The following is a 12,442-nucleotide window of genomic DNA, read 5'->3' as shown; positions in this document are numbered from 1 at the left end:
CCCACATTTTGCTCCCTGTACATTCGCGACTAATGCAGTGCGGCATTTACTTCGAAAGTAGCATTCGCACCCCCATCCCCCCATGCATTAATGCCTTTACCGGAATCTTCCGGCACAACAAGAGGACTCTCCCCATGTGGACCAAACCCGCCTTCACCGACCTGCGTATCGGCTTCGAAGTGACCATGTACTTCGCCAGCCGCTGATCCATCTCCGGCCAGCCTCGCGCTGGCCGGTGCCCTATGGGGAATGACCCTTTGGTCTGATTGCAAACGCCTGGGAATGGGTTAGTGTGGAGCGCATCTCCCAAAAATAATAACAACAGGCTTTCCAATGAGCCCCAATCTGAGCCTCCTGCGTAAATTCGTCTCGCCTGAAATCATCTTCGGTGCCGGCTGTCGGCACAACGTCGGTAACTACGCCAAGACCTTTGGTGCGCGCAAGGTCCTGGTGGTCAGCGACCCCGGTGTGATCGCCGCCGGATGGGTCGCCGATGTGGAAGCCAGCCTGCAGGCCATCGGCATCGACTACTGCCTGTACAGCGCCGTGTCGCCCAACCCGCGCGTCGAGGAAGTGATGCTCGGTGCCGAGGTGTACCGGGAAAACCATTGCGACGTGATCGTGGCCATCGGCGGCGGCAGCCCCATGGACTGCGGCAAGGCCATCGGCATTGTGGTCGCCCATGGGCGCTGCATCCTCGAGTTCGAAGGCGTGGACACCATCCGCGTGCCGAGCCCGCCGCTGATCCTGATCCCCACCACCGCCGGCACCTCGGCGGATGTCTCGCAGTTCGTGATCATTTCCAACCAGCAGGAACGCATGAAGTTCTCCATCGTCAGCAAGGCGGTGGTGCCGGATGTGTCGCTGATCGACCCGGAAACCACGGCGAGCATGGACCCGTTCCTGTCCGCCTGTACCGGCATCGACGCGCTGGTGCATGCGATCGAGGCATTCGTGTCCACCGGCCACGGCCCGCTGACCGACCCCCATGCGCTGGAGGCCATGCGCCTGATCAACGGCAACCTGGTGCAGATGATCGCCAACCCCGGCGATATTGCCCTGCGCGAGAAGATCATGCTCGGCAGCATGCAGGCAGGGTTGGCGTTCTCCAATGCGATCCTTGGCGCGGTGCATGCCATGTCCCACAGCCTCGGCGGGTTTCTCGACCTGCCCCATGGCTTGTGCAACGCGGTCCTGGTGGAACACGTGGTGGCGTTCAACTACAACTCGGCGCCGGAGCGCTTCAAGGTGATTGCCGAGACCTTTGGCATTGACTGCCGGGGGCTCAACCATCGGCAGATTCGCGGGCGGCTGGTGGAGCATCTGATTGCGCTGAAGCACGCCATCGGCTTCCATGAAACCCTCGGCCTGCATGGCGTGCGCGTGGCGGACATTCCGTTCCTGTCCCAGCATGCGATGCACGACCCGTGCATCCTCACCAACCCGCGCGAGTCCAGCCAGCGTGATGTCGAGGTGGTGTATGGCGAAGCGCTCTGACGACCAGCAACAGGCCCTCGCCGGTCTGTTGGGCCTGGGCAATCACTCGGCGCGCAAGAGCCACTACCCGGAACTCACCGCGCGTCTCGACGAACTGGAGGCCGAGCGCAACCGCTATATCCGTCTCAACGATGAATTGGAGCAGCGCGTGGCGGCGCGCACCGATGAACTGCTGGAAGCCAACCGCAACCTGCAACAGCAGATCGCCCAGCGCGAGCAAGTCGAGCAGGAGCTGCGCGATGCCCGCGATGCCGCCGAGGCCGCCAACCGCAGCAAGGACAAATACCTCGCCGCCGCCAGCCATGACCTGTTGCAGCCACTCAACGCCGCGCGACTGCTGATCTCCACCTTGCGCGAGCGCAACCTGCCCAGCGTCGAACAGGTGCTGGTGGAACGTACGCACCAGGCCCTGGAAGGCGCCGAGGATTTGCTCACCGACCTGCTGGATATTTCGCGGCTCGACCAGGCGGCGGTCAAGCCCGATGTGGCGCTGTATCGCCTGGATGAGCTGTTTGCGCCGCTGGTCTCGGAGTTCCAGTCGGTGGCGCTGGCGGCCGGGCTGAACCTGCGCGCGCGTACCGGACATTACGCGATTCGCACCGACCTGCGCCTGGTGACGCGGATCCTGCGCAACTTCCTCAGCAACGCCTGTCGCTACACCGACGAGGGCTGCATCCTGCTCGGCGCGCGCCGACGTGGCGATCGCCTGCGCCTGGAAGTGTGGGACACCGGGCGCGGCATCGCGGCCGACCGCCTCGACGCGATCTTCCTTGAATTCAACCAGCTCGACGTCGGCCGTGCCTCGGACCGCAAAGGCGTAGGGCTGGGCCTGGCGATTGTCGAGCGCATCGCCGAGATCCTCGGCTACCCGGTGGCAGTCCGTTCGTGGCCGGGGCGCGGCTCGATGTTCAGTATCGAGGTGCCTATCAGCGAAGAGATGCCCCTGGCGATCAGCCAGCTGCCGGTGCTACCGACCACGGGCAACCCGCTGCCGGGAAGGCGCCTGCTGGTGATCGACAACGAGGTGAGCATCCTCGACAGCATGCGTGCGCTGCTGGCGCAGTGGGGCTGCGAGGTAATTACCGCCACCGACCAGGCCGGGGCGTTGCTGGCGTTGCAGGGCAGGGCGCCGGAGCTGATCCTGGCCGACTACCACCTCGACCATGGCGTGGTGGGCTGCGCGGTGGTCAAGCACCTGCGCGAGCATTTCGCGCAGAACATCCCCGCCGTGATCATCACCGCCGACCGCACCGACCAGTGCCGCCGCGCGCTGCGCCGCCTGGACGCGCCGTTGCTGAACAAACCGCTCAAGCCCGGCAAGTTGCGGGCGGTGTTGAGCCAGTTATTGACCTCGGGTTGATACCCGTCAACACCTGTTGCGGCGCTTTGCCCCATGCTGCCTCCCTGATTCAGAGCCCGACGGAGCCCGCCATGAACGCCCCCGCAACAACCGCAGCCTCTTTCAAGTTGCCCCTGGGCCTGGTGATCGGCGTACTGGTGATGGTCGGCGTGCTGCTGTTGCCGCTGTCCGCCGACCTGCCGGTGGCCGGGCAGCGCATGCTGGCGATCCTCGCGTTTGCCGTGGTGGTGTGGATCACCGAGGCGGTGTCCTATGAAGCCAGCGCGATCATGATCACCTCGCTCATGGCGTTTTTGCTCGGCACCGCGCCGTCGCTGCAAGACCCCACGCACCTGATCGGCTCCAGCCCGGCCATCAGCATGGCGCTTACCGGCTTTTCCAACCCGGCACTGGCCCTGGTGGCGGGCGCGTTGTTCATTGCGGCGGCCATGACCCACACCGGCCTGGACCGGCGTATCGCCCTGGTGACCCTGACCCGCGTCGGCACCAGCACCCGCGGCATTCTGCTCGGGGCGATTGCGGTGACCATCCTGCTCAGCCTCGTCGTCCCCAGCGCCACGGCGCGCAGTGCCTGTGTGGTGCCGATCATGATGGGCGTGGTCGCCGCGTTTGGCGTGGACAAGCGCTCCAACATCGCCGCCGGCCTGATGATCGTGGTGGCCCAGGGCACCAGCATCTGGAACGTCGGCATCCAGACGGCCGCCGCGCAAAACCTGCTGACCGTGGGCTTTATGGACAAGATGCTCGGCCAGCGCGTGTCGTGGATCGACTGGCTGATCGCCGGTGCGCCGTGGGCGGTGATCATGTCGGCGGTGTTGCTGTTCCTGGTGATCAAGCTGCTGCCGCCGGAAACCGACAGCATCCCCGGTGGCAAGGAGGCCGTGGCCCAGTCCCTGGTGGACATCGGCCCGATGACCGGCCCGCAGAAACGTTTGCTGACGGTGTCGGTGCTGCTGCTGTTGGCATGGGCCACGGAAGGGCGCCTGCACCCGTTCGACACCACCTCGACCACCTACGCCGGGTTGGTGTTCCTGCTGCTGCCGGGCATCGGGGTGATGACTTGGAAAGATGTGCAATCGCGCATTCCGTGGGGCACGGTGATCGTGTTTGGCGTGGGCATCAGCCTCGGTACCGCATTGCTGACCACCCAGGCCGGGCAATGGCTGGGGTCCCAGGTGGTGGCGCACACCGGCCTGGATCAGGTCGGGCCGCTGGGGGTGTTTGCGATCCTGGGGGCGTTTCTGATTGTGATCCACCTGGGCTTTGCCAGCGCCACGGCACTGACTTCGGCGTTGTTGCCGATATTGATTGCGGTGCTGCAGACCTTGCCGGGGGAGTTCAACCGCTTGGGCATGACCATGCTGTTGGGGTTTGTGATGAGCTACGGGTTTATCCTGCCGATCAATGCGCCGCAGAACATGGTGTGCCTGGGGACCGGGACGTTTACGGCGCGGCAGTTTGCCAAGGTGGGGATCCTGGTGACGTTGTTCGGGTATGGGTTGATGTTGGTGTTTGCGGCGACTTATTGGAGCTGGCTCGGTTGGATCTGATTTGAAATGCGCTTGTGGATGCCCATGGGATCCACTGTGGATGTGGTGAGCGGGCTTGTCCCGCGCTGGGCTGCTCGGCAGCCCCAAAACCAGCCACTGCGCAATATCGGGTACACCCCATTCGTCCTTCATTGGGGGCGCTTCGCACCCCAACGCGGGAAAAGTCTGCATCGCCATCAGCTTGAGCGTTGGGTGGGCTTAGTCATAGGACCTTGATCACCACCTTGCCCTTGGCTCTGCCCCGTTCGACGTAGCTCAAGGCCTCAGCCGTTGCCTCGAGAGGGAAGGTTCGGTCGATCACCGGTGTGATGGTGCCGGACTCGACGAGCGCGGTGATTTTCTGCAACTGCGCACCGCTCGCGCGCATGAACACGAACCCATAGTCGACGCCCTGCCTGCGGGCTTTTCTGCGTATGCCGCTGCTTAACAGGCGCATGATCCAACCGAGTCCCCAGGACAGCTCTTGCTCGCGTGCGAACTCGGCGGTCGGTGGTCCCGAGATGGAGATGAGCTGCCCACCCGGCTTGAGAATGCGCAGGGATTTTTCCAGTTCGGCGGGGCCGAGGCTGTTCAGGACGACGTCGTAGTCACGCAACAGGTTTTCGACGTTCTGCTGCGTGTAGTCGATGACCACGTCCGCTCCCAACGCCTTGACCCACTCCACGTTGGCGGTGCTGGTCGTGGTGGCAACGAAAGCCCCCAGGTGTTTTGCAAGCTGGATGGCAATGCTGCCGACACCACCGGAGCCCGCCTGGATAAAGACTTTTTGCCCCTTCTTCACGCGGGCTGTTTCAACCAGCACCTGCCAGGCGGTCAGTGCCACCAGGGGCAGGGCGGCGGCTTGTTCCATGCTGGTGTTGTTGGGTTTCAGTGCGAGGGCACTCTCCTCAATCGCGATCAGCTCGGCAAAGCCACCGATGCGCGCGTCGGGCGGGCGCGCGTAGACCTCGTCACCGGGCTTGAAGGTGCGCACGCCTGACCCTACGCGAACGACGACGCCGGCCAGGTCGTTGCCCATGATCAGCGGGAATGTGTAGGGCAGGATCAGTTTGAATTCACCCTTGCTGATCTTCGAATCCAGCTGGTTGACGCTGCTGGCATGTACCTTGACCAGTACGTCGTGGATGCCCGGTTCCGGGTCCGGTACCTCGGCAAGGCGTCCTTGATGCTTGCCGTAACGGTCGATCAGGAAGGCTTTCATCGTTCGGTTCCCATGGCTATAGGTGACAATCACGCCTTGGCTTGATAGCGCTCGGCGACGACCGACTGGCGAATCTCTGACAGCAAACCCTGGCGGGCGGCTTGCAGGGCATCCCAGCGGGCGGCGTCTTGCAATGGCGGAATGGTCACCGGCTCGCGACGATCAAAACCGACCAGCGCAGCATCGACCAACTCGTCCACGCTCATGATTTCGCTCAGGGTATTGATGTCGATGCCTGCGCGATCCCAGATTTCCGTGCGGGTGGCGGCTGGAAGAACGGCTTGCACGTAGACGCCCTTGGGCGAGAGTTCGAGGCTCAGCCCCTGGGATAGAAACAGCACGAACGCCTTGGTTGCGCCGTAGACGCTCATGCCGAATTCCGGTGCCAGCCCCACCACCGAGCCAATGTTGATGATCGCGCCGTTACCGGCGTGTACCAGGCGTGGCGCGATGGCGCTGGCGAGTCGCACCAGGGCGGTGGTGTTGAGCGCGACCAGGTTGGTAACGCTGTCGATGGATTGCTCGATGAAGCTGCCGGAGAGGGCGGCGCCCGCATTGTTCACCAGGATGCCGATACTGGCGTCGTCACGCAGGCGTGCTTCGACGCGGACCAGGTCACCGGTTTGAGTCAGGTCGGCCTGGATCACGTCAATGGACACCGCGTGTTTCTCACGCAGCTGCGAGGCCAGTGCGTCCAGCCGGCCTTTATCGCGGGCTACCAGCACGAGATTGTGCCCACGTTGGGCAAAACGCTCGGCGTAGGTCGCGCCAATGCCTGTGGAGGCGCCAGTGATCAGTACGGTTTCGGGAGTGCTCATAAATGGATGCTCTTGAGTGTTCAGGATGATCAGGTACGGCGATCGGCGCCACACAGCCGCAGGGATAGGTGCGGGTGGTTTTATGATGTCGATCATAATCAAAGCTGTCAATGGTTTTGATTATGAACGACATCAGAGTATGATCAGGCCATTGTTCAGGAGTCGCAGGGGCGCGAAATGAAGATCACCAAGACGCAATCACTCGCCAACCGAGCTCATATTGTGGAGACGGCGTCAGAGCTGTTTCGTGAGCGTGGCTATGACGGTGTGGGTGTGGCAGAGCTTATGGCTACCGCGGGTTTTACCCAGGGAGGCTTCTACAAACACTTTGGTTCCAAGGCCGATCTGATGGCCGAAGCGGCCGAAAACAGCCTGGCCAAATCCCTGTCGAGTACCTGCGATCTCGACGTGCCGGGATTTGTCGACCTGTACGTGTCCAGGGATCACCGCGACGGCAGGGCAGCGGGGTGTACCCTGGCAGCCCTGTGCGGTGACGCCGCCCGCCAGCCCGGTGATCTGAAGGCGACCTTTGCCAGTGGCGTTGAAAATACGCTTGCAGCCCTTGGGGACAAGTACGCGCAGGCGGTGGATGTCACCAGGCAAGAGGCACGCGCGAAGATGATCGACCTGCTGGCCCATGCAATCGGTGCGGTCATGCTGTCGCGGGCGTGTCCGGATGACTCGCCGCTCGCGGATGAAATACTGGAAACCTGCCGCGCCGAGATCATCGCAGCATTGCCCTCGACTAACTAAAGAAAGCGCTGTAGGAGTGACTGAATAGGCGCTGAACGATGCACCCAAGATGGCAAGATGAACCCCGCTCAGGTTTACTACTCTGAGTAGTGGTTTTACCGACGTCCCCCGTCGGCTCATCTAGGTCATCGAATGGACAAATACACCCCCCGCCCCTGGGAACCCCACGAGCGCCCGAGCCTGCCGGGCTCGCCGTCGACGCCGTTGCATCCGACGCACAAGCGCTGGCTGTTTGCGATGGTCGGCGTGCTGGTGGCAATCACCGGTGGCCTGGGCAACGCGCTGGTCATCGCCAACCTGCAATACCTGCAAGGCGCCCTCGGTGCGACCACCGCGGAAATGGCCTGGCTGCCCGCCGCCTATGTGATGACCAACGTGTGCATGAACCTGCTGCTGGTGAAGTTCCGCCAGCAATTCGGCCTACGCGCGTTTACCGAGGTGTTCCTGGTGCTGTATGCGCTGGTGACCTTCGGCCACTTGTTCGTCAACGACCTCAACTCGGCCATCGCCGTACGGGCGGCCCATGGCATGGTGGGTGCGGCGCTGAGTTCGTTGGGCTTGTACTACATGATCCAGGCGTTCCCGGCCAAGTGGCGGTTGAAATCCCTGGTGCTGGGGCTGGGCACGGCGCAGTTGGCGTTGCCGCTGGCGCGACTGTTCTCCGAAGACCTGCTGCAGATCGCCGAATGGCGCGGGTTGTACCTGTTCGAACTGGGCCTGGCACTGATCTGCCTGGGTTGTGTATTCCTGCTCAAACTGCCCCCCGGCGACCGCTTCAAGACCTTTGAAAAACTCGACTTTGTCACCTTCGCCATTCTCGCCAGCGGTGTCGCTTTGCTCTGTGCGGTGCTGTCCCTGGGGCGTATCGACTGGTGGCTGGAAGCGCCGTGGATCGGCGTGGCCTCGGCCTGTTCCCTGGTGCTGATCATGGCCGGCCTGGCCATCGAGCATAACCGCGCCAACCCGATGCTGATGACCCGCTGGCTGGGCAGCGGCACCATGATCCGCCTGGCGTTGGCGGTGATCCTGATTCGCATGGTGCTGTCCGAGCAGTCCACCGGTGCGGTGGGGTTCATGCAGATGCTGAACATGAGCTACCAGCAGATGCATACGCTGTACGTAGTGATGCTGGCCGGCGCGATCAGCGGGCTGGCGGTCAGTGCGCTGACGATCAACCCGGCGCACCTGCTGATGCCGCTGGTGATTTCCCTGGCGCTGATGGCCACCGGCTCGGTGATGGACAGTTTCTCCAGCAACCTCACGCGTCCGCAGAACCTGTACATCAGCCAGTTCCTGCTAGGCTTCGGTGGCACCTTCTTCCTAGGGCCGACCATGGTGCTGGGGACCAAAAACGTGCTGGCCAACCCGCGTAACCTGGTGAGCTTTTCGGTGATGTTCGGGATCTGCCAGAACCTCGGCGGCCTGATCGGCGCGGCTTTGCTCGGGACCTTCCAGATCGTGCGCGAGAAGTATCATTCCAGCATGATCGTCGAGCATCTGACGCTGCTCGACCCGCGTGTGGCCGCGCGGGTGCAGAGCGGCGGCTCGGCCTATGGCGGTATCGTCGCCGACCCGGAACTGCGGAACCTCATGGGCATCCGCAGCCTGGCCACGGCGGCGACCCGCGAGGCCAATGTCATGGCCTACAACGATGTGTTCATGCTGATCGCGATTGTCGCGATCCTGACCATGATCTGGATCTTTATCCGCAGTCTGTGGCTGATGAGCACCACTAAAACAGCCACTCCCGTTCAACCCAGCGGCGCTACTTCATGACCGAACCGACCACCACGACCACCAACGCCATCGCCGCCACCCCGGAAGGCACCACGCCGCCCGGCGCCACGGTCACCGAGCCGCGCTCATTGCGCGTGCGCATTCTCTCGTCCCTGGGCTTTGCCGCGATTGCCATCGTCGGCGTGCTGATCGTGCTGTATGCCTGGCAATTGCCGCCGTTCAGCAGCGCGGTGGAAACCACCGAGAACGCCCTGGTGCGCGGCCAGGTGACCATCATCGGCCCGCAGCTCAGCGGCTATGTGTTCGAGGTGCCGGTGCAGGACTTCCAGTACGTCAAGGCCGGCGACCTGCTGGTGCGCCTGGATGACCGCATCTACAAGCAACGCCTCGACCAGGCCCTGGCGCAACTGGCGGTGCAGAAGGCCGCGCTGGCCAATGTGGTGCAGCAACGCAACAGTGCCGAAGCGACGATCAAGCTGCGCCAGGCCGCACTGGTGGACAGCCAGGCCCAGGCGCGCAAAAGCACTGCCGACTTGCGCCGCAACGAAGAGCTGATCAGCGACGGTTCGGTGTCCCGACGCGAGCTGGACGTGACCCGCGCCGCCAATGCCCAGACCATCGCGGCGGTGGCCCAGGCCCAGGCCAGCCTGGAAATTGCGCGGCAGGATTTGCAGACAGTGGTCGTCAATCGCGGCTCCCTGGAAGCGGCGGTGGCCAGTGCCGAGGCAGCGGTGGAGCTGGCGCGGATCGACCTGTCCAACACTCGCATTACGGCGCCCCGTGACGGGCAGCTGGGGCAGATTGGCGTGCGCCTGGGGGCCTACGTCAACTCCGGCGCGCAGTTGATGGCGCTGGTGCCGAAGCAGCTGTGGGTGATCGCCAACATGAAGGAAACCCAGATGGACAATGTGCAGGTCGGCCAGCCGGTGACCTTCACCGTGGATGCGCTCAACCACCGCAGGTTTCACGGCACGGTGCAGCATATCTCCCCAGCCACGGGCTCGGAGTTCAGCCTGTTGCAGGCGGACAACGCGACGGGCAACTTTGTGAAGATTGCCCAGCGCGTGCCGGTCAGGATTACGGTGGACCCGGATCAGGCTGAGAGCGAACGGTTGCGGCCGGGGTTGTCGGTTGTGGTGAGTATCGACACGGCTGGGCGGCTGAAAAACTCTCCACCCTGACATCACTCTCGGATTACGGGCACACCGAGCCTGGGCGAGGTGCCGAGTGGTGGGGCGAAGCGTTTTGCTTACTTTTGCGCTGTTCAAAAGTGAGTCGCTGTAAGAGCGAAACCCTAAGTGGCCGTTACCGCGGCAACGGATATGTACTCATTCCACGCCAACATCCTGGTCGGCTGTCAGGCCGCCATCGGGGGCAAGCCCCCTCCCACATGTTGAATGTATTTCAGGTTGAAATTGAGTTGGACCGATTGATTGTGTTCCAGCAGTTTCAGGCCCGGCCGTCCCGCCAGGTGATGAGCATTCACCGGATGGCTCACCGGCTCGATGCAAAAGAACCCCAGCCCCGGCGGGCAGTACAGCAGGAAGTAATCGGCGCCGCTGGCCTGGCATTCCAGTGTATAGCCCAGGTCCGGCTGTTCGATCCGGCAATAGCCATCCCACTGGCAGAAGCCATTGTCCACCAGGCCTTCGGGCAGAGGTTTCAATGCCTGGAAATCCCACTCGCCCGGCACCGGCGCCAACCCCGTCGGCAGCTTGGATGCGTCACTCATCCACACCTGTGCGGCCCTGGCCTGCAACCGGGTACCCGGCCGGCGCGGAAAGTAAGGATGCAAGCCCACGCCATGCCATGCGGCTGTTTCGGCCAGGTGCGTCACCCGTAGCTCGATACTCAGCATCCCATCGCTCAAGCGAATCCGCTGCTCGGCGCGATAGGCAAACGGCGTCTCGCACAGTACCTCCAGCACCACTTCATCCGCCGTGTGGCTGACCACCTGCCACGCCTGTTGCCAGGCCGAGCCATGGATCGGCAGCGGATCGGTGAGGCTGTTGGGCGTGAGCGCGAGCCAACCGTCGGGGTTGTCGAAACCGCCGTGGGCAATACGGTTGGACCAGGGCACCAATGGATAGCACCCCAGCTTGCCCGGCAAACCGGTATGGATCGCCTGCTCATCGTTATGGCGCAACAACGGCTGGCCGGTGGCGCGCACCGTCCAGTTGACCAGGCTGCCGCCCACGGCCGGATTCACGGTGAGGTGGGTCAGGTTATCTTCGAGTTCGATCATCACAGCACCACGCTCGGCAGCCACAACGACAGCGCCGGAATGTACGTCACCGCCATCAGCACCAGGAACAGCACGGCATAAAACGGCAGCAGCGCCTTCACGGTCTTCTCGATACTCACCTTGCCCACCGCCGCGCCCACGAACAGCACCGCGCCCACCGGCGGCGTAATCAAGCCAATGCCGAGGTTGACCAGCATGATCATGCCGAAGTGCACCGGGTCGACGCCGATACCGAGGATTACCGGCAGCAGGATGGGCGTGAGGATCAGGATCAGCGGCGCCATGTCCATCACTGTGCCGAGCAATAGCAGCATGGCGTTGATGCACATCAGGATCACGTAGCGGTTGTCCGACAGGGTCAGGAACAGCGTGGTGATCTTCGCCGGGATCTGCATCAGGGTCATGATGTAGCCGAAGCTGGCCGCGAAGGCGATCAGGATCATCACGATGGAAATGGTGCGCACCGTGCGGTGCATCAGTTTGGGCAGCTCGCTCCACTTGTAGTCGCGGTAGATGAACATGGTCACGAAGAATGCCCACAACACGGCAATCGCGGCGGACTCGGTGGCGGTGAAGATGCCCGAGAGGATGCCGCCGAGGATGATCACCATGGCCATCAGGCCCCAGAGCGCGTCGGCGCAGATTTTCAGCGCCTGCTTGAGCGGGATCACTTCGCCCTTGGGGTAGTTGCGTTTTTTCGCGAAGATCAGGCACAGCACCATCAGGCACGCGCTCATCAGCAAGCCGGGCACCACGCCGGCCATGAACAGCGAGGCGATGGACACCGTGCCGCCCGCCGCCAGGGAGTAGAGCACCGAGTTATGGCTGGGCGGGGTCAGCAGCGCCTGCACCGAACCGCTGACGGTGACGGCGGTGGCAAATTCCCGTGGGTAGCCACGGCGCTCCATTTCCGGGATCAGCACCGAGCCCACCGAGGCGGTGTCGGCCACCGACGAGCCGGAGATGGCGCCAAAGAACGTCGAAGCCATGATGTTCACCAGCGACAGGCCACCGCGCACAAACCCCACCAGCACCCCGGCAAACGCCACCAGCCGGCGCGACATGCCGCCCTCGGCCATGATCGCCCCCGCCAGCACGAAGAACGGTATCGCCATCAGCGAGAATTTGTTCACCCCGCCTGCCACCTGAATCATCAGGGCCTGGAACGGGATGTCGATCCACCATGCGCCAATCAGCGCCGACAAGCCCAGGGCGTAGGCCACCGGCATGCCGATCAGGATCAAGGCGATAAAGCTGCCCAGCAGAATCAATGCGTCCATA

Annotated in this window: 11 protein-coding genes; 7 read left to right on the top strand and 4 right to left on the bottom strand. The window is 63.1% G+C overall.

The window, feature by feature from the left end:
• The first annotated feature begins 134 nt into the window (after positions 1 to 134).
• The 4 genes from pqqA (at position 135) to J1N02_RS02455 (ending at position 4,407) form a co-directional block, all read left to right on the top strand.
• Complete coding sequence (pqqA, locus tag J1N02_RS02470; RefSeq protein WP_010209364.1) at positions 135 to 206, top strand: pyrroloquinoline quinone precursor peptide PqqA; 72 nt, start codon at positions 135 to 137, stop codon at positions 204 to 206.
• Positions 207 to 333: 127 nt separating this feature from the next.
• Positions 334 to 1,497, top strand: coding sequence for an alcohol dehydrogenase-like regulatory protein ErcA (ercA, locus tag J1N02_RS02465; protein WP_027606211.1), 1,164 nt, complete (start codon positions 334 to 336; stop codon positions 1,495 to 1,497).
• Positions 1,481 to 2,857: a hybrid sensor histidine kinase/response regulator gene (locus J1N02_RS02460; protein ID WP_027606212.1), complete on the top strand. Its 1,377-nt coding sequence runs from the start codon at positions 1,481 to 1,483 to the stop codon at positions 2,855 to 2,857. The genes ercA and J1N02_RS02460 overlap by 17 nt, the downstream gene beginning before the upstream one ends.
• 71 nt (positions 2,858 to 2,928) lie before the next feature.
• Positions 2,929 to 4,407, top strand: a complete 1,479-nt coding sequence (locus J1N02_RS02455; protein ID WP_414887540.1) for a DASS family sodium-coupled anion symporter — start codon at positions 2,929 to 2,931, stop codon at positions 4,405 to 4,407.
• 202 nt (positions 4,408 to 4,609) lie between these two features.
• Here the strand turns inward: J1N02_RS02455 and J1N02_RS02450 are convergent, their stop codons facing one another.
• Together J1N02_RS02450 and J1N02_RS02445 are read right to left on the bottom strand one after the other, a co-directional pair.
• Positions 4,610 to 5,608 carry an NADP-dependent oxidoreductase gene (locus J1N02_RS02450; RefSeq protein ID WP_414887541.1) on the bottom strand — a complete coding sequence of 333 codons (999 nt, stop codon included), beginning with the start codon at positions 5,606 to 5,608 and terminating at the stop codon, positions 4,610 to 4,612.
• Between the two features lie 29 nt (positions 5,609 to 5,637).
• Positions 5,638 to 6,426: an SDR family NAD(P)-dependent oxidoreductase gene (locus J1N02_RS02445; protein ID WP_092354632.1), complete on the bottom strand. Its 789-nt coding sequence runs from the start codon at positions 6,424 to 6,426 to the stop codon at positions 5,638 to 5,640.
• A 177-nt stretch (positions 6,427 to 6,603) separates the two neighbouring features.
• On the opposite strand from J1N02_RS02445, the gene J1N02_RS02440 reads away from it, so the two are divergent.
• The 3 genes from J1N02_RS02440 (at position 6,604) to J1N02_RS02430 (ending at position 10,097) form a co-directional block, all read left to right on the top strand.
• Positions 6,604 to 7,179: a TetR/AcrR family transcriptional regulator gene (locus J1N02_RS02440; protein WP_414887542.1), complete on the top strand. Its 576-nt coding sequence runs from the start codon at positions 6,604 to 6,606 to the stop codon at positions 7,177 to 7,179.
• 132 nt (positions 7,180 to 7,311) lie between these two features.
• Positions 7,312 to 8,955 carry an MFS transporter gene (locus tag J1N02_RS02435; protein ID WP_141606772.1) on the top strand — a complete coding sequence of 548 codons (1,644 nt, stop codon included), beginning with the start codon at positions 7,312 to 7,314 and terminating at the stop codon, positions 8,953 to 8,955.
• Positions 8,952 to 10,097, top strand: a complete 1,146-nt coding sequence (locus J1N02_RS02430; RefSeq protein WP_368963982.1) for an HlyD family secretion protein — start codon at positions 8,952 to 8,954, stop codon at positions 10,095 to 10,097. The genes J1N02_RS02435 and J1N02_RS02430 overlap by 4 nt, the downstream gene beginning before the upstream one ends.
• A 176-nt stretch (positions 10,098 to 10,273) precedes the next feature.
• Here J1N02_RS02430 and J1N02_RS02425 read toward each other — a convergent pair whose 3' ends face one another.
• Positions 10,274 to 11,161 (bottom strand): aldose 1-epimerase, encoded by an 888-nt coding sequence (locus J1N02_RS02425; protein ID WP_414887543.1) that lies wholly within the window; start codon positions 11,159 to 11,161, stop codon positions 10,274 to 10,276.
• Positions 11,161 to 12,441, bottom strand: coding sequence for a TRAP transporter large permease (locus J1N02_RS02420; protein WP_065940170.1), 1,281 nt, complete (start codon positions 12,439 to 12,441; stop codon positions 11,161 to 11,163). Before J1N02_RS02420 ends, J1N02_RS02425 begins: the two co-directional genes overlap by 1 nt.
• Position 12,442: the final 1 nt, after the last annotated feature.

The organism is Pseudomonas sp. NFX5 (genome assembly GCF_049132125.1).
Classification (GTDB): domain Bacteria; phylum Pseudomonadota; class Gammaproteobacteria; order Pseudomonadales; family Pseudomonadaceae; genus Aquipseudomonas; species Aquipseudomonas marginalis.
Note: the sequence above shows the minus strand (reverse complement) of the source record. Positions and strands in the feature narration are given on the sequence as shown.